General features: G+C 68.3%; 15 protein-coding genes. 9 read left to right on the forward strand and 6 right to left on the reverse strand.

Annotation, left to right across the window (positions count from 1 at the left end; genetic code table 11):
- Positions 1 to 92: 92 nt before the first annotated feature.
- Positions 93 to 1,358, forward strand: coding sequence for a glycosyltransferase 87 family protein (locus tag VZC37_RS14825; RefSeq protein WP_431309417.1), 1,266 nt, complete (start codon positions 93 to 95; stop codon positions 1,356 to 1,358).
- A gap of 80 nt (positions 1,359 to 1,438) precedes the next feature.
- Here the strand turns inward: VZC37_RS14825 and VZC37_RS14830 are convergent, their stop codons facing one another.
- Positions 1,439 to 2,134, reverse strand: a complete 696-nt coding sequence (locus VZC37_RS14830; protein ID WP_330433341.1) for a TetR/AcrR family transcriptional regulator — start codon at positions 2,132 to 2,134, stop codon at positions 1,439 to 1,441.
- Positions 2,135 to 2,295: 161 nt separating this feature from the next.
- Here VZC37_RS14830 and VZC37_RS14835 point away from each other — a divergent pair, with 161 nt between their 5' ends.
- The 4 genes from VZC37_RS14835 (at position 2,296) to VZC37_RS14850 (ending at position 7,209) form a co-directional block, all read left to right on the forward strand.
- Complete coding sequence (locus tag VZC37_RS14835) at positions 2,296 to 3,930, forward strand: MFS transporter (protein ID WP_330433342.1); 1,635 nt, start codon at positions 2,296 to 2,298, stop codon at positions 3,928 to 3,930.
- Entirely contained in the window at positions 3,855 to 4,445 is a 591-nt protein-coding gene (locus VZC37_RS14840) for a nitroreductase family protein (RefSeq protein WP_330433343.1), read from the forward strand. Before VZC37_RS14835 ends, VZC37_RS14840 begins: the two co-directional genes overlap by 76 nt.
- Positions 4,446 to 4,640: 195 nt before the next feature.
- The gene (gene leuA / locus VZC37_RS14845; RefSeq protein WP_330433344.1) at positions 4,641 to 6,497 is read left to right on the forward strand and encodes a 2-isopropylmalate synthase; all 1,857 of its coding nucleotides are present in this window, start codon (positions 4,641 to 4,643) and stop codon (positions 6,495 to 6,497) included.
- A 256-nt stretch (positions 6,498 to 6,753) separates the two neighbouring features.
- Positions 6,754 to 7,209: a DUF6325 family protein gene (locus VZC37_RS14850; RefSeq protein WP_330433345.1), complete on the forward strand. Its 456-nt coding sequence runs from the start codon at positions 6,754 to 6,756 to the stop codon at positions 7,207 to 7,209.
- 30 nt (positions 7,210 to 7,239) lie between these two features.
- Here VZC37_RS14850 and VZC37_RS14855 read toward each other — a convergent pair whose 3' ends face one another.
- Together VZC37_RS14855 and VZC37_RS14860 are read right to left on the reverse strand one after the other, a co-directional pair.
- A complete protein-coding gene (locus VZC37_RS14855; protein WP_330433346.1) occupies positions 7,240 to 9,906 on the reverse strand; it encodes a winged helix-turn-helix domain-containing protein in 2,667 nt (888 codons plus the stop codon).
- Between the two features lie 338 nt (positions 9,907 to 10,244).
- On the reverse strand, positions 10,245 to 11,633 hold the full coding sequence (locus VZC37_RS14860) for a hypothetical protein (RefSeq protein ID WP_330433347.1): 1,389 nt from the start codon (positions 11,631 to 11,633) through the stop codon (positions 10,245 to 10,247).
- 246 nt (positions 11,634 to 11,879) lie between these two features.
- On the opposite strand from VZC37_RS14860, the gene VZC37_RS14865 reads away from it, so the two are divergent.
- Positions 11,880 to 12,260, forward strand: coding sequence for an SHOCT domain-containing protein (locus VZC37_RS14865; RefSeq protein ID WP_330433348.1), 381 nt, complete (start codon positions 11,880 to 11,882; stop codon positions 12,258 to 12,260).
- A gap of 2 nt (positions 12,261 to 12,262) precedes the next feature.
- Here VZC37_RS14865 and VZC37_RS14870 read toward each other — a convergent pair whose 3' ends face one another.
- Complete coding sequence (locus VZC37_RS14870) at positions 12,263 to 13,405, reverse strand: alpha/beta hydrolase family protein (protein ID WP_330433349.1); 1,143 nt, start codon at positions 13,403 to 13,405, stop codon at positions 12,263 to 12,265.
- A gap of 203 nt (positions 13,406 to 13,608) precedes the next feature.
- Between VZC37_RS14870 and VZC37_RS14875 the strand changes: the two genes are divergently transcribed.
- A complete protein-coding gene (locus tag VZC37_RS14875; protein WP_330433350.1) occupies positions 13,609 to 13,755 on the forward strand; it encodes a DUF1059 domain-containing protein in 147 nt (48 codons plus the stop codon).
- Positions 13,756 to 13,780: 25 nt separating this feature from the next.
- Here the strand turns inward: VZC37_RS14875 and VZC37_RS14880 are convergent, their stop codons facing one another.
- Positions 13,781 to 14,674, reverse strand: coding sequence for an oxygenase MpaB family protein (locus VZC37_RS14880; protein WP_330433351.1), 894 nt, complete (start codon positions 14,672 to 14,674; stop codon positions 13,781 to 13,783).
- Positions 14,675 to 14,751: 77 nt separating this feature from the next.
- Between VZC37_RS14880 and VZC37_RS14885 the strand changes: the two genes are divergently transcribed.
- Positions 14,752 to 15,330, forward strand: a complete 579-nt coding sequence (locus VZC37_RS14885; RefSeq protein WP_330433352.1) for a TetR/AcrR family transcriptional regulator — start codon at positions 14,752 to 14,754, stop codon at positions 15,328 to 15,330.
- A 27-nt stretch (positions 15,331 to 15,357) separates the two neighbouring features.
- On the opposite strand, the gene VZC37_RS14890 is transcribed toward VZC37_RS14885, so the two are convergent.
- Entirely contained in the window at positions 15,358 to 16,245 is an 888-nt protein-coding gene (locus tag VZC37_RS14890; RefSeq protein ID WP_330433353.1) for a LysR family transcriptional regulator, read from the reverse strand.
- 73 nt (positions 16,246 to 16,318) lie between these two features.
- Here VZC37_RS14890 and VZC37_RS14895 point away from each other — a divergent pair, with 73 nt between their 5' ends.
- Positions 16,319 to 17,338, forward strand: coding sequence for an LLM class flavin-dependent oxidoreductase (locus VZC37_RS14895; RefSeq protein ID WP_330433354.1), 1,020 nt, complete (start codon positions 16,319 to 16,321; stop codon positions 17,336 to 17,338).
- The last annotated feature ends 55 nt before the right edge of the window (positions 17,339 to 17,393 follow it).

Genomic DNA, 17,393 nt, shown 5'->3' on the forward strand with positions numbered 1-17,393 from the left:
ACGGCGATTTCCTCGGGCCGGATGTGACCGGTTCTCCTCCGCCCGGCGGGTGTGGTGGTCGCAACTACACGCGTCGCCCTACCATCGCTGAGGTGGCCACCGGAACCGACGTCGGTGCATCCGCACGCGACGGGCGCGCGCCGCGGCGCACCCGGACTGCACCTGCCGAGCCGGCCACCGTCGGCGCAAGGATCCGCGACCTGAGCGCGCGCCCGGCGGTGCGCGCGTGGGTCGAACCCATCGTCGTCTTCCTGGTGATCCGCGCCATCGGTATCGCGATGCTCGCGCGATTCGCCCAGCTGCGGGAGACCACGCTCGGGGATTCCCTCGGGCTCTGGGACGGCCAGTGGATGATCGCGATCGCCGAGTACGGCTACCGCCACGTTCCGTTCACCCAGACCGACGCACGAGGACTGCACACCCCCGACACCGCCTACGCCTTCTTTCCCGGCTACCCGATGCTGGTCGGCGCGGTGGCGAAACTTCCGCTCATCACTCCGTACGGGGCGGCGATCACGGTCAACGTGGTCCTCGGCTGTGTGGCGGCCGTGGGCGCCGCCCGGATCGGCGCGATCTGCGCCCGGATGATGGCCGATCGGTCGCCGATCGGGCCGGCCGATCCGCGGCGGACCGGACTGTTGCTCGCCGCACTCTTCGCCGCCACCCCGATGTCGGTGGTCCTCAACATGGCCTACACCGAGGCGCTGTTCTGCGCACTGGCGGCGTGGGCTCTGGTCGGTGTTCTCGAACGACGGTGGCTGCTCGCGGGGATCTGCGCGCTCCTGGCCGGGGCGAGCCGGCCGACCGCGGTGGTGGTGATCGGCGTGGTCATGCTGGCCGCGATCCTCGCGCGGCGGGACGGATGGCGGGCCTGGGCTGCGGTGGCCATCAGTCCGCTCGGCTACCTCGGCTACCTGGCGGTGGTGTGGGCCCACACCGGGTCACCGACCGGGTGGTTCCGCATCCAGACCGAGGGCTGGGGCACCGAGTTCGACATGGGCCGGGCCACGTTCGACTTCGTCAACGATGCACTGGTGCATTCGGGCGAGGTCGCCCCGGTCGCGACGGCGTGGATCATCATCGCCACGCTGGGGATGTTGATGGTGGCGGTGTGGTCGCGGATGCCATGGCCGGTGCTGTTGTACGGCGTGTTGGTGGTCGCCTCGATCGTGTTGTCCAGCGGGCTGATGATGTCCCGGGCCCGTCTGCTGCTGCCGGCCTTCGTGCTGCTCATTCCGCTGGCGATGGCGATGGCCCGGTGGCGTCGAGGAGTTGCCATCGCGACGCTGGTGCCGATCGTCATGGGCAGCGCCTGGTTCGGCGCGCACATGCTGACGGTGTATCCGCACGCGATGTGATCGGCGTCGGTGACCAGAATCGGCATCCTCAGGCGACTCCGAGGGGATAAACCCCTCGGTTGGCCCTCACGGTGCGGTTTTCAGTCACCGTTCGCGTGGCCTCGCGCTTCGAACCCGTCACACAGGTAGGCGATGCCATCGTCGAGTCGGGCTCGCGGATCGACCAGCCGTGCGGCAGCCGTCGTCTGCGACAGTGCGGAGAGGTGCGGAGCGAGATCCTTGGATCGTCCGCCGATCAGATCCGCCAACCCGTCGGGGCCCTCGGACGGCTTCTCCGCGCGGAGCAGGTCGTCGCTGACCGCGACCAGCGCGACGCCGTGCACGTGACTCCACACCGTCAGCGCCATACCGGTGGCCTCGACGAGGTCGACACCGAGGTCGAGGAAGCCGGCCGCGAACCAGTCCAGGCAGCGCAGTGATTCGTCGCCGAAACTGTGCCGCGGCGACGAGTAGGCCAGGACCACCCAGGGGTGGCGCTGATACAACTCCCAGTCGATGTCGACCACGACCTGCACCCGTTCCCGCCACGTCCACGGTCTCGTGTCGGTGACCGGATAGGGGAAGCGGCGGCCGATCTCCTCGGACATCTCCTGCAGCAACGCGTCCTTGTCGTCGACGTGGCGGTACAGGGACATGGCACCCACGCCGAGATCGTCGGCGATCCGGCGCATCGACAACGCACCGATGCCGTCACGGTCGGCCACCGCGATCGCCGCATCGACGATCGCCTCCAGGGTCAGCCTCAGGCCTGCAGAGCCCCTGTCGGCAGGCGCCACCCGCCACTCCTCTCGTCGATCGTCCGCACGCACCGGACCTGCGGGAATATTTCGGTTGCGTACAGCGTACCCATGTCCGTACCGTCGATGCGTACGGCGTACGCGGCCTCGCTGCCACCGCCGTCGAAGCATCGTCCGCACCAGAAGCCAGGAGAGCCGTCATGTCCGTCGTCACACCATCGCCCGATCAGCACCGGTCCCCCGCCGGCGCCGATCGACGCATGTGGTGGGGACTCGCGGTGCTGACCCTGCCGGTGCTGCTGGTCTCGATGGACTTCTCGGTGCTCTATCTGGCGATCCCCGCGATCACCGACGCACTCACCCCGACCGCCGCCGAACAACTGTGGATCCTCGACATCTACGGGTTCCTGATCGCCGGCCTGCTCATCACCATGGGCAACGTCGGCGACCGCATCGGCCGACGCCGCGTCCTGTTGGCCGGCGCCGCCCTGTTCGGCGTCGCGTCCGTCGTGGCCGCCTTCGCCCCGAACGCGGCAGTGCTGATCGCGGCCCGTGCGCTGATGGGCGTCGGCGGCGCGACCCTGTTGCCGTCGAGCCTGTCCCTGATCGCCAACATGTTCCCCGACGCCCGCCAGCGGGCCAAGGCGATTGGCGTGTGGACGGCGGCGTTCGCCGGCGGCAGCGCGATCGGGCCGGTCGTCGGCGGTCTGCTGCTGCACCAGTTCTGGTGGGGCGTCGTCTTCCTGATCAACGTCCCCGTGCTGGCCGTCCTGTTCGTCGCCGGCCCGCGACTGGTCCCCGAGTACCGGGCGCCCAACGTCGCGCCGTTCGACGTCCTCGGCGTCGTCCTCTCGCTGCTCGGCATCCTGCCGGTCGTGTACGCGGTCAAGACGGTCGCCGCCGACGGCCTCGACGCATCGATCGTCGTCATCGGCTTGTTCGGGGTGGCGATGCTGGCGATGTTCCTGGCGCACCAGCTCCGGACGCCCGCACCACTGCTGGATCTGTCCCTGTTCCGCAATCCGCAGTTCAGTGCGGCGGTGTCCGCCGCGCTGGTCGGCATGATGGCGCTCGGCGGAATGTCCTATCTGACCGGCGTCTACCTGCAGTCCGCACGCGGGCTCGACGTGCTGACCGCGGCGTTGGCCGGTCTGCCGATGGCGGTCGCGGTGGCGGTGTTCTCCATCGGCGCCTCGCGGGTGGTGTCGATGGTCGGACTGCGGTTCGCGTTCGTGGGGGCGGTGTCGTCCGCGGCGCTGGGCAACCTGGGCCTGTTGCTGCTGTCGACGACCAGTCCGCTGTGGATCTACCTGCTGTTCACGTCGATCGCGGGTGTCGGCTACGGCATCGTGTTCAGCCTGGTCTCCGACGTCGTCGTCGGATCGGTGCCCGTCGAACGGTCGGGTGCGGCCTCCGGGATCTCGGAGACGAGTTTCGAACTCGGCACCGCGATGGGGCTGGCACTGCTCGGCTCACTGGCCACGGTGGTGTTCCGGGCGCGTTCGGAGGGCTGGAGCTTCGGCGACACACTCGGTGACACATTGCGCCGGGCACTCGAGATGGGTGAGAGCGGAACCGAACTGGCGGGTGCCGCACGCAGCGCCTTCGTCGACGGAGTGCACGCCGCGTCACTCGCGAGTGCCATCGCACTCACCGTGCTCGCGGTCGTGCTGACCGTGGTCCTGCGGCCCCGGCCGATCGCCGAGACGCCGACCTCGCCAACGGAACCGGCGCCGGGGTCCGCACTACCCTTGGCCGCGTGCACGAACTCATCGAAGGACGACGCAGTGCCCGTGGCTACGCCGCCGACGCCACCATCTCCGCCGACGTCCTGACCGAGATCCTCGAGGCGGGCCGGTGGGCGCCGACGTGGGGTCGGATGCAGCCGGTCCGCTTCATCGTCGGCGTGCGGGGAGACGCGACGTTCACCGGCCTCACCGAGATCCTGACCCGCGGCAACGCGGGCTGGGCTCCGGCGTCGGCGGCGCTCGTCCTGGTCTGCACGACCACCCAGGCCGACGATGAGAAGGCCCGCACCTACTCGGCTGTGGACGTGGGATTGGCTGTGTCGCAGATGATCCTGCAGGCCGCGTCGTCCGGGTACAACGGCCATCCGATGGCCGGTTTCGACCCGGACGGCGCGCGGGAGCGTTTCGCCATCCCCGACGATCACCGGCCCCTCGTCCTCCTGGGCATCGGACGCATCGCCGACCCGGAGACCGTGGCGCCCGAGATCCGAGAGCGCGACGAGCGGCCCCGTACCCGCCTCCCTCTGCGCGAGGTGGCCTTCGCCGAGCGCTGGGGAAACCCCCGAATGCCCGACGATCAGACGGTCGGCGACCAGGGCTGACACGCTCGCCCACGCGTCGGCCGACAGACCGACGCCATTTGATCGCCGCTCGGTGCGGGGAGTACAGTCCAGCACATGCAGCGTGCACTCCTTCTCGGTTGCCGCGGCGGGGTCTGATTCGACCGGCCCTCCGTCGCGGGGCCTTCACGCGCCGGTCATCTTCCCCCGAGTTCCCACCCACGGAGAATGACCATCATGGCAGCAGCAGACTCTTTCACCTCTGGCACGAGCCGCATCGTCGAGCCCGCCGGACCCATCCCCACCGGACAGCCGGTCTGGAACACCCAGCGCAGTTCGGCGATGCCCGTGCACCGCTACCGGCAGTTCGCCGACGAGGTCGAGAACGTGTCGGTTCCCGACCGCACCTGGCCCGACAAGACCATCACCACCGCTCCGCTGTGGTGTGCCGTCGACCTGCGTGACGGCAACCAGGCGCTGATCGACCCGATGAGCCCCGCCCGCAAGCGGCGCATGTTCGAACTCCTCGTCCGCATGGGCTACAAGGAGATCGAGGTCGGCTTCCCGTCGGCGAGCCAGACCGACTACGACTTCGTCCGCGAGATCATCGAGGACGGCGCCATCCCCGACGACGTCACCATCCAGGTCCTCACCCAGTGCCGACCGGAACTGATCGAGCGCACCTTCGACGCGTGCCGCGGCGCCAACAAGGCGATCGTGCACTTCTACAACTCGACGTCGGTGCTGCAGCGCCGGGTGGTGTTCCGCGCCGACAAGGACGCGATCACCAAGATCGCCACGGACGCCGCACACAAGGTCCTCGAAGAGCAGCAGAAGTACCCGGACACCCAGTGGCGTTACGAGTACTCGCCGGAGTCCTACACCGGCACCGAGCTGAGCTATGCCAAGCATGTGTGCGACGCCGTCACCGAGATCATCGCTCCCACACCGGAGAACCCGATGATCATCAACCTCCCGGCGACGGTCGAGATGGCCACGCCGAATGTGTACGCCGACTCCATCGAGTGGATGCACCGCAACCTGGCGCGCCGTGACTCGATCCTCCTGAGCCTGCACCCGCACAACGACCGTGGAACCGCGGTCGCGGCAGCCGAACTCGGCTACCAGGCCGGTGCCGACCGCATCGAGGGCTGCCTGTTCGGCAACGGCGAGCGGACCGGCAACGTCTGCCTGGTCACCCTGGGCATGAACCTGTTCAGCCGGGGCGTCGACCCGCAGATCACCTTCTCCGACATCGACGAGATCCGTCGCACCGTCGAGTACTGCAACCAGCTCAACGTGCCCGAACGCCACCCCTACGGCGGCGACCTGGTGTACACCGCGTTCTCCGGCAGCCACCAGGACGCGATCAACAAGGGCCTCGACGCGATGAAGTACGACGCCGACGCGGCCGACCAGGACATGGACGACATCCTGTGGCAGGTGCCGTATCTGCCGATCGACCCCAAGGACGTCGGCCGCACCTACGAGGCCGTGATCCGCGTGAACAGCCAGTCCGGCAAGGGCGGTGTCGCCTACATCATGAAGGCCGACCACGGCATGAACCTACCGCGCCGGCTGCAGATCGAGTTCAGCAAGGAGATCCAGAAGATCACCGACGGCGAGGGCGGTGAGGTCAATCCGAAGGAGATGTGGGACGTCTTCGCCGACGAATACCTCAACCCGATCCGGCCGCTCGAGCGGATGCGCCAGAAGGTGGACGCCGCGGAGATCGACGGCGGCGAGGACAGCATCACCGCGGTGGTCAAGGTGGACGGAACCGAGCGCGAGATCGCCGGCTCCGGAAACGGGCCCCTCGCAGCGTTCGTCGACGCGCTGTCGACGGTGGGCTTCGACGTCCGCGTCCTCGACTACAGCGAGCACGCGCTGACCTCCGGTGGCGACGCCAGCGCGGCGGCCTACGTGGAGACCGAGGTCAACGGCGAGACGGTCTGGGGTGTGGGCGTGGCATCGTCGATCACGACGGCCAGCCTGCGCGCCGTGGTCTCCGCGGTCAACCGCGCCCACCGCGTCGCCGGAGCGGATCTCGCGGCCGACGACGGGGCGACGGCGCCGCGCACCTGGGCGCCGTAACCACGCACTTCCTCCCTCACACACGGCCGCAGCCCGGGCCGTGCACGGACTCACGATCACCGGACGACCTCCGCGTGCATCGTGTCAGAGACTGGGCCGGAACCCACGCTCGGCGGGCGATCCCTGCCACTGGGTTCCGGCCCATTCTCACGTCTCGCACCAATCACCCGTACCGGATGACTCCACGCACTCATGCCCGGTCGACAATGAACCACGCCACCGCAGACGTGGACCGTTCTCGACGCGAGGAGAACCGATGGGCGACCCGACCGGGCCGGACCTGACCGAGCTGGGCCCCATCGACTATGTGGTCGTCGAACTCCCTGATGGCGCAACATCTCTCACCGTCGACATGGCCGATCAGATTCGGGTGTCGGTCGAGAGCGGGACGCTTCGGCTGCTCGATCTTCTGATCATCGAGCGCGCCGAGTCGGGCGAACTCGCGGTCACCGAGTTCGAAGACCTCCCCGATCCGCGGCTGCACAACATGGATGCGGAGCTCGTGGAGATCCTCGCCGCCGAGGATGTGGAGAACCTGTCCAGCGCGATCACGCCCGGACGCCGCGCCGCGGTGATCGTCTGGGAGTACCTGAGCGCGGCATCGTTCGCTGCCGCGGCACGTGCCTCGGGCGGAAAGTTGGTCGCGCAGGGGCGGATTCCGACACAGGCCATCGTCGCGACGTTGCGCGCGGACGACGAACCCGATCGCTGAGGGTCGGAGCACCGGGACCCGGCGTGCACCTCAGATGAGGTGTCGTTCCCTGGCCCGGTCAACGGCGTCGCGACGCGTGGTGACCCCGAGCTTGCGGTAGATCGACTGCTGGTGGGTCTTGACGGTGTTCACCGACACGAACAGATCCGCGGCGATCTCCGCCGCCTTGTACATCGTCGGCAAGTAGCGCAGCACCATCAGTTCGCGGTCGGTCAACGACTCGATGGGCAGCAATGGGGTCGCCGCCACTCCGGGCTGCTCGCCTCCACACGCGGCCAGCAGGTCGCGGACGAAAGCCTGATCACCGTCGGTCACCCGGAGCAGTCGTGTCAGCAGTACACCGACCACCGGACCCGCCACGACGAATGGACGGATCTGCCCCACCGGCGCGGCCAGCCGGACCGCGGACGCCAGATGCTCGAGCGCCGCGGAGTCCCGATGCAGCCGCGCCGACGCCACCGCGGCCAGTACCTCGGCCTCGGTCGCCTGGAGTCGGTACGGCGCAAAGCCTGCCGTGATGCCGAGGGCCTCGATCGCGTCGGCCGGGTTGTTCGCGGCGAGGTGCGCCTTGGCCAGGACGATGCGGTTCAGCGCAGTGGCGTACGGCGCCGGCAGCGCTCGGTCGCTGCCGACCGCGATCACCGCCTCCGCGTCGCCAGAGAGCACCTGAACCTCGGCTGCCGTCGCGTCGTACAGGCCGGCGAGCAACGCCGGCAGCGTGGTCGACGACCGCCGCGCGGCCTCCAATCGCCGAAACTCGGTGCGCGCGGCGAAGACGTCGCCGCGCACGACCGCAATGCCGACCGCCGCCGCCTCGATGATCAGCCACGCCGCCGTGTCCGACCCGTGGGCCACCGCACGACGCCCCATGTCGACGGCACGATCTGCCGCCTCCAGATCGTTGCACTCGAGGTACATCAGCGCTCGAGCGGCGTAGAGCGCCAACGTCTGTGGTTGACGAGACCAGCCCCGGCGTTCTGCGAGGACCCCGATGGCGGCGGTCCGCACGGCGGCCTCGGGCAGATCACCGCGTACCAGGTCCGTCAGGGCCAGGTAGGTATCGGCCGCCATCGCCACCAGGCTCAGCCCCACCTCCTCCGCTCCGGCCCGGCTGACCACGAGTTCCCTTGCTGCCGTGTCGATCTCACCACGATGAAACAGGCCGATGGCGCGGTTGTTGCGCGCCATGATCGCATAGGCGGGCGCGGCGGGGATCACCGTGCGGGGCGCTTGCGCCACCAGCGCGAGAATGTCGTCGCATCGATCGACGACGTCGGACAGGCGGCTGGTGCGGGCGGTGACCATGCGGAGCAACGCGATCAGGATGCGCGAGCCGATGGTCGCCGACGGCCGATCAGGGTCCAGAACCCGGGCGGCGTCCTCGGCGTTGCGATCCATCGCGACGAAGTCGCCGCGGTGGTAGCAGAGTATCGCGGCCGCAACCAGCGTGTCCGCGGTCGGCCGCGCCTCCGCCTCGGCGGCCGCCGGCTCGAGCGCAGCGGCCAGCGCCGATGCCTGCGTCGACAGCACCAACGGCGCGGCCACGCCGCCGAGCAGGTCGGTCATCGCCGGCCAATCGCGTGCCCGGCCGTAATGGCGTACCGCCGCCACCGGGTCGTCGTTCGCGGCAAACCATTCCGCCGCCCGACGGTGCAGTTCGGCTGCGGCGTCCGGATTCTCGGCGTCCAGCCGGTCCATCAGCAGCTCACGGAACAATGGGTGGTAGGCGTACCAGTCGGGCCGATCGGACAGCCGAACGGTCAGCACGTTGTTCGCGACGAGATCGTCGAGCACACGGCGACTGTCGGCGCGTCCGGCCAGCGCGCGGGCGAGCGGGGCACTGACGGTGTCGACGATGCTCGTGGCGAGCAGGAACCGCCGGTCGGACGGAGCGAGCTCCTCGAGCACCTCCTCCAGCAGGTATGCCGCCACGAGTTCGTTCTGTCCGGTCACCCGATGCATGACATCGCCGGAGGTGCCGCGGCCGCTCAGGACCGCGAGCCGCAGGCCGGTCGGCCAGCCCTGTGTCCGCCCCAGAAGGGCATCGATGTCGTCGTCGCGCAGGTCGACACCTGCGCGGTCGCAGAACTCGACGACGTCGTCGCGGGTGAACTGCAGGTCTTCCGTGGTGATCTCGACGAGCCGACCGTCGAGCCGCAGCTTCTGTAGGCGCAGGGCCGCCGCCGTCCGGGTGATGACGATCAGTCGCAGCGTCGGGGGCTGTCGGCGAATCAGGCGCCGGATGCTGCTCAGCACCTCCGGGGCAGTGATGCGGTGGACGTCGTCGAGGACCAAGGTGATCGGTGTGGGCGAGTCCGCGAGTCCGTCGATGATCCGGTCGACCTCGGGTTCGGCGAATCCCGATGCCGGCGCGATGTCCCGCAGTCCACTCGGTTCCGACAGGGCGTCCGCGGCGGCGAGGGCGCCGAGCACGTCATTCCAGAACGACCGCAGGCCATCGGCATCGTCGACTGTCAGCCAGGCGGTGGCACCGGCAGGACGGTGAGCGCCGGCCCAGCCCGCAACGGCCAGCGTCTTGCCGTACCCGGCGCCGGCGGACACCACCGCGAGCCCACCGGGCGGGCATCGATCCAGCGCGGCACCCACCCGGGAAAGGTGGACGTACCCGGGAGGCAGGACGGGTCGCGACGCCCGTAACCGAAGGCTTGGCGCCAGCCGTCCGCTCGTCGAGTTCACCCGGTACCCACCTTGCGACGTTCCCGACCCGATTCGGGAGATCTCCGAGAATGATAATGGCCCGGCGACCATCGGGCAGTCGGTCATCCGGCTCGGAGGACGACAGTGTCGCGCACGTCTGTCACCATCGAGGACAGCAAGTGGCTGCAGGATGAATTCTCCGGAAGGTGTGCTCATGCCGATGCGACACGGCCGAATCAGCCGGAGGGCGGTCATCGGTCATCCGGTGGTTCGATCGCCCGCCCCCGCCGACTCCGCGGCGCTGCTGGCCCAGGGGGTTGCGCGACGGAAGGATCGGGACGGTCGCGCCGCCGACCGCCCGGATCACTGACCCCGGATCACCCGGCGCTCGGCGCCTCATCGACAAGTGCCGCTCCCGCCACCTCCCGACGCGCCGGGCGCATCGCGATCTCCAGCGCAGCGAGCACCACACAGGTGATCACCACCGTCCAGATCACCACCAGCCCGGTGGGATACGACCAGAACATCAGGATGAGCGCCGCGCCCACGACGACCGCGATCCGCACCGGTATCCGCGCCTGATACAGCGCGAGTTCGAACGCGTTGGGATCACGCTGCTTCCGCCGCGCATCGAGGGCACCGACGCCACCGGTGAAGCCGCGCCGGACCGCCTTGGCCGACCGGGACCCACCGGCGAAGAACACCACGATCGCCACCACCAGCGCCAGCACCGCCACCGCACGCAACGCCAGTCGCAACGGGTTGACGACGGTGTCGAAGATGACGCGGGCGGCGTCCGGCGCGAGCACGTCGGCGGGGATCTCGCTCATGTACACCGCTCGTCCGATGAGCAGCCCGATGGCCAACAGCAGCATCGCGACCACGATCGAGATGGCAACGGCCGCTGTCATCCGCAGACGTCGCCCCGCGCCGATCACCAGCACCGCACCGATCGCGGCGGCCAGGGCCAGCCACGGCAGGACGTCGGCGATCTTGTCGAGGGCACCCACCCACCGCTGCGCGTCGGCGAGTTGCGGCGACTGGAACACCACGAATTCCTTGTCGACCTCGGGAATCTTGTCGGCGAACGCGAATCCGCGATCCGCGAGTTGCTGTTTGACCTGGTCGATGACGGGTCCGAGTTGGATGCTGATGGAACCGTCGGGGTCGATCTCGATGGCCCCGCGCTCGGTGTCGCCGGTCAGCGCGGCCACCACCGACCGGTGCGCGGCACGGTTGGCCGTCACCCAGAGTTCGCGGAACTGGTCGGATTCCACGAAACGACTGACCGTCTGCTGGATGAACGATTCCGCCTGGTTCGCCAGGACGGGCGCCAATCCGACCACGGTCTGGTCGATGCGCGGCCGCTCGGCGGGAGTGAGGTCGACGATCTGCTGCAGCGCCTGCTCGGTGATCTGCTGGATGTCGACCTGCGCGTTGATCTCGTCGGTGATGGCGTCGGTGACCTGCTCCTGCACGGCCGGTTCGGATGCGAGGGGCGCCACCGTCGTGAGGTAGTGCTCGGTGTCGAGCAGCTCACCGCGGACATACCTCGTCGTCACCGACAGCAACGTGAGCACGGCGCACAGCACGACCAGCGTGACGGCGACGATGCGGCGCCCCAGCATCTTCCGTTCCGGTTGCGCGGACCGCGCGGCGACCTCGGCCCGCAGGCGCTCGAGCTCGGCGCGCTCGTCCGCGTCGAGTGGACGAGGGTCACTCGCCTCCGCCGGACGGATGTCATCACCTTCGGTCGGTCCGCTCACCCCATGCCTCCGATCTTCTCGACGCCACCGCGAATCTTCGCACGGCGCGGCGGGACTCGTCGGCGAACTCCCTGACCGTCGCACATGTCGTCGACCGCGGCATCATCCGGTCGGGATGAAATGCCGAGGCCACGGCGAAGTCATCCGTTCCAGGTGAGCCACGGTCACAGGTCGTCGCGCATGATGTTGCCAACCGTTGAGGTGCGGGCCGCCGTGTCGAGGCCCGCCGGCGAAGGGAGAGATGACATGTGGGATTCGTTCTGGGACTTCATCTGGTACACGGTGGTGATCTTCATCTTCGTCGCCTACCTGATGATGCTCTTCTGGATCATCGCCGACCTGTTCCGGGACCGGGAGCTGTCGGGTTGGTGGAAGGCCGTGTGGATGGTGTTTCTCATCTTCGTCCCGTGGTTGACGGCATTGGTGTACCTGATCGCCCGTGGACCGGGTATGTCGCGCCGCGCCGAGGTGACCCGCGTCGAGATGCAGCAACAGTCCGACGACTACATCCGGTCTGTGGCGGGGAAGTCGTCGGCCGAACAGATCGCCGACGCGAAGTCCCTTCTCGACTCCGGTGTCATCGACGAGCAGGAGTACGCGGCGCTCAAGGCGAAGGCGCTGCGCTGACGTCAGCCCGACGGGATGACGCGCTCGAGAAATCGCAGGACGTCGTCCATACCGCCGTCGGCGCGCAGGTCGGTGTGATCGGTGTTGATCGTCTCGAACTCGTAATCGGTTCCGGCCTCGCGGAATTCGGACAGCAACCGATAGGTCATCGGGATCGGTACGGTGACGTCACGCAGGCCGTGGACGACCAGGATCGGGCCGCCCTGGTCGGCCGCCGGCACCTCCATGTAGCTGCGGAGCGCCGACCGGAACGCGTCGTCGCCGAGCGATTTCGACACCAGTTTGTCCGGTCGGGCGCCGTCGAGGATCGATTCCCACTCCGGACCACACGACCGGCCCACCTCCGCCACGACCTGCTTGCCGAACGAGGAAAGGTAGGACGTGACGTCGACGTCACGCTGATTGGCGGACAGCCCGGCGAGGATCGCCGCGAACGGTCCCGACATCGCCCGCGGCAGCAGGGGGATGCCGGGCCGCATCAGTGGGATCAGGTCCTCGAAGTTCGATGCGGGAGCGAGGGCCGCGGTGCCCCGGAAGTCGAGTTCCGGCGCATACGTGCGCGCGTGGTGACCGGCCGCCAACGCGGCGTGCCCACCCTGCGAGGAGCCGGCCGCGGCCCAGCTGCGCGACAACCCGATGATCACGCTCCGCGCCGCCCGGACCATGTCGATGACGGCGGTGGCCTCGGATCGGCTGTGGAGGTACGCGTGCGGACCCAGTGAGTCGGGTCCGAGGCCGATGTAGTCGGTGGCCACCACCGCATATCCCGCACCGGTGAGTGCCTCGACGACGGGCGCGGTCGATCGGATGAGGTCGGTGGAGTCGGCCAGTCCGCATTCGTCCCCGAGGCCGGACGTCCCGTGCGCCCAGGAGATCACCGGCCAGCCGCCGTCCGGCCGGGGGCCGTCGGGCAGACGCACGATCCCGCCGGCCGGGACGACCGCGCCGCGCGCGTCCGTCGTCAGATAGGTGAGTCGGTATACGCCGTCGAGGCCACCCCAGTCGCCCGATTGCGAGACCGCGATGGCACGTCCCGGACTGTCGACGGACGTGCTCGCCCGTGCAGGTGTGTCCACCAGCCCGGCGAGCAGCGCGACGATGATCGAGAGCAGTCCGACGACGACTCCGTACCGGCGGGATCGCACCGTGTGGCGCCTCCGTTCGGGACAGGAGTGGGCGGGCTGGTCAAACCGCCACCTTACCGTCGGGTTCGCCTTTCACCCGGCACGTGACCGCGACCGCCGAGCGTGAGGCCACGCGACCCGCCCCCTCCCCTGAGACGCACACCACGAGTACCCTCACGCCGAGACGCCGGGCACACCCGGACGAACGGCAACGAGGTGATGGCATGAAGACACGACTGACCTGCCCGTGCGGCGAGGCGATGAAGGGCACCGACGAGGACGAACTGGTGGAGAAGGTGCGCGAGCACCTCAAGGAGAACCACCCCGGCCACGACTACAGCCGGGACGAGATCCTCTTCATGGCCTTCTGACAGGGCCCGGTCGCGTCCGACCTGGTCAGCTCTCCGACGCGGCCGCTCCCGACGCCGGGTCACTCCGATGCACCGGACATCCCGGTGCGGCGAACGTGCCCATCTTCTCGATGTCATACCCGTCGGGATAGGACCGCACCCGCGACATGTTCTGGACCAGTGCGGGTCTGCGCCGGGCCGGGAAGAATCGCAGCATCCGCGCCCGCGCCTTGAGCGCGCCGACCGACACCGCACGGGCCACCGTTCCCGGTTCGCGATAACGGAAGGCGGTGATCAGCGGCTCGTCCATGAGCGAGCGGCTGAAGATGTCGACACCACGGGCGGCGAACGACGGATAGAAGGACGCCATCAACTCCATCGTCGAATCCGCCACCCTTCGGGCGCCGGCGTCGTAGGCGAAATGCTCGGCTTCGTAGGCGTCCATCAGGGCCGCGAACTGCTCATAGGTGTCCGGGATGTCCTTGATCGCCATATGCCGACCGAGCGCCTGGTAGTAGCGCACCATCGCCTGTTGTTCGGTGTCGGTGAGTTCGCGCCACCCGAACCGCGCCAACCATCGCACCGGAACCACCACGAACGTCGACAACACGTACCGGAAGTCATCGTCGGAGATGTCGTACATCTTGTGCATCTGGTTGATCCGGCGGATCGCCGCTTTGCCCGCCGAGCTGTCGAAGCCTTCGATCAGCGGGACCTCCAACAGGATTGCCGTGTCGTCGTAGCGTTTCTGGGTGTGGTCGGTGAACGCGCCCGTCTCGTCCAGCAGGGCACCGATGCTGGGGACCGCGTAGGTGCGGAACAGCGCGAAACTCAGCGCCTGATTGATGTCCCACGGGAACTCATAGGTGGACAGGTTCCGGTAGATCTCCATGAACTGGGTCTCCGGGTTCAATCCGGTGTTGCGGTTCTGCTTGCCCACGGCACTCTCCTCGTCGCTCGAACCGAGCATAAGTCGAGTTATTGTTTTGTGCAAGGGGTCACATCTAAACTGGCATCGTGACGTCCCCCGGGAAGAAGCGCAGCACCGCCTCACACACCGCCCGACGCCGCTATCTCGATGCCGGGCTTCAGGTCCTCGCAGATCAGGGACATGCCGGCCTGAAGCAGGCGACGGTGTGCGCCGCAGTCGGCGCCACGACGGGCTCCTTCTACCACGCCTTCCCGAGCTGGAGTGACTACACGTCGGCGCTCATCCGACACTGGCGGACCGAGCAGAGCGAGCGGCCGATCGAGCAGGCCGGCGCGGAGCCCGACCCGGCGCGTCGGCTCGACGTCCTCACGGTGATCGCGCTGAGCCTCCCCCACGACACCGAGGCGGCGATCCGCGTGTGGGCCGAGCACGATTCGGATGTGCGCGCCGTCCAGGAGGAGGCCGATGAACAGCGCCGCCAGTTCATCGCCGAGACCTACGCGCAGGTTCTCGGTGATCGCGTTCTCGCCGATCGTTTCGCAACCGCCGCAATGTATCTGCTCGTCGGGTACGAGAACGGCACATATCGTTCGCGCGAGACGCTGGAGTGGGCGTTCCGCGTCTTCATCGAACAGGCCGTCCGCGATGCCGCTGATCGCGCCTGATCCGAGACATCCTGGACCACAGCAGGTTCAGTGACGTACCACCTCGTGGGCCGAGTCGACGAGATGGTCCACCACCTGGGCGACCGCCGCTCGTGAACCCGGCCGGGTCAACGCCTCGTACACCCGCGCCGCATGAACTCCCTTGAGCGTCAACCGTTTCACACCCGCATGCCGTACGGCATACCGAGGTATCAGCGCGATGCCGTGGTCGGCGGCGACGATTGACTGTATGGTGCCGAAATCCAGCATCCGTTGGGTGACACGCGTCGCGACCCCGGTGACCGCGGAGATCGACAGCAGCACATCGTCGACCGGGAACCCGCCCTCCACGCTGATCCAGTCGCAGTCGGCCAGTTCGGCCACCTCGATCTCGCCGCGTCCGGCGAACTCCGACGTCGCCGCGACCACCACGTCCACGGGTTCACGCATCAGTTCGACCACGCCGACACGCGGTGATCGGACCGGCGCGGTGCGTTCGTCTCGGTGGGTCACCACGATGTCGAAGTCGGCCAGCGCCGGCACGGCGTCGGGATATCCCACGTCGAGTTCGGATGCGTGGACGTCGATCCCGGAGGCACCGATCCGATCGAGGACTCCCGGCAGCAGCAAGGCCGCCCCCGACGGGAACATCGCCAGCCGCACCGAGGCCCGTCCCGACCGGTAGGTCTCCATCTCCTCCTGAGCCCGATCGACCGCGGCGATCACCTCGTCGGCTCGCAGCACGAGCGCGCGCCCCGCGTCGGTGAGGCGGATGCGGCGGCCGTCCTGCTGGAGAAGCTCGACACCTGCTTCCCGGGCGAGCACCTTGAGCTGCTGGGACACCGCCGACGGCGTCATGTGCATGGAATCGGCGACCGCTCCGACAGAGCCACGGTCGGCGAACTCCCGCAGCAGCCGAAGGCGCTTCACATCCACGCCCACACGCTACTGCGCTCCCTCACCGCGCCACCCCGGGAATGAAACGGACCGCGGTTTCAGTTCACTGAGCATGAAGAAGATCGGTTTCCTGTCGTTCGGTCATTGGTCCGATTCGTATGGATCGCAGGTGCGGTCCGGGTCGGATGCGCTGTTGCAGTCCGTCGACCTGGCGGTGGCCGCGGAGGAGCCCGGCGCCGACGGTGCCTACTTCCGGGTGCACCACTTCGCGCGGCAGCTCGCCTCGCCGTTCCCGCTGCTGTCGGCGATCGGCGCCAAGACCGACCGCATCGAGATCGGGACCGGCGTGATCGACATGCGCTACGAGAACCCGCTCTACATGGCGGAGGACGCCGGCGCCGCGGACCTGATCTCGGGTGGACGGTTGCAGCTCGGCATCAGCCGGGGATCTCCCGAGCAGGTCATCGACGGTTACAAGTACTTCGGCTATGTCCCCCCGGAGGACTCCACCGACGCCGACATGGCCCGGCAGCACGCCGACGTCTTCTTGAAGGTCATCACCGGAAGTGGCTTCGCACAACCCAATCCGCGTCCGATGTTCCCCAATCCGCCGGGCCTGTTGCCGATCGAACCGCAGGCCCCCGGCCTGCGCGACCGGATCTGGTGGGGTGCGGGCACCCGAGCCACCGCGGAATGGACTGCGCAGCAGGGGATGAACCTGATGAGTTCGACACTCCTCACCGAGGACACCGGCGTCCCGTTCCACAAACTGCAGGCCGAGCAGATCCAGCGGTTCCGCGACGCGTGGGACGAGGCCGGCCATCCGCGTGAACCACGGGTATCGGTGAGCCGCAGCATCTTCGCCATCGTCGACGACCGCGACCGCACCTACTTCGGTCGCGGCGGCACCGAGGACGACCAGGTCGGGGTGATCGACAACTCGGTCGCACGGTTCGGCCGGAGCTACGCCGACGAGCCGGACAAGCTCATCGAGCAACTCCGCGAGGACGAGGCGATCGAGGCCGCCGACACCTTGCTGCTGACCGTCCCCAACCAGCTGGGCGTGGAGTACAACGCTCACGTGATCGAGTCGATCCTGACCCATGTCGCGCCGGAACTCGGCTGGCGGTGACCCCGATCAGTTAAGTTCTTCTACATTGAATGTGCACAACAATTCGATTGTCGTG

The sequence above is a fragment of the Gordonia sesuvii genome, assembly GCF_036350415.1.
GTDB classification, from domain to species: domain Bacteria; phylum Actinomycetota; class Actinomycetes; order Mycobacteriales; family Mycobacteriaceae; genus Gordonia; species Gordonia sesuvii.

Coding starts and splice junctions, on each gene's coding strand:
- VZC37_RS14835 (WP_330433342.1), top strand. CDS start 2,296: ATGTCCGTCGTCACACCATCGCCCGATCAGCACCGGTCCCCCGCCGGC.
- leuA (WP_330433344.1), top strand. CDS start 4,641: ATGGCAGCAGCAGACTCTTTCACCTCTGGCACGAGCCGCATCGTCGAG.
- VZC37_RS14850 (WP_330433345.1), top strand. CDS start 6,754: ATGGGCGACCCGACCGGGCCGGACCTGACCGAGCTGGGCCCCATCGAC.
- VZC37_RS14865 (WP_330433348.1), top strand. CDS start 11,880: ATGTGGGATTCGTTCTGGGACTTCATCTGGTACACGGTGGTGATCTTC.
- VZC37_RS14875 (WP_330433350.1), top strand. CDS start 13,609: ATGAAGACACGACTGACCTGCCCGTGCGGCGAGGCGATGAAGGGCACC.
- VZC37_RS14895 (WP_330433354.1), top strand. CDS start 16,319: ATGAAGAAGATCGGTTTCCTGTCGTTCGGTCATTGGTCCGATTCGTAT.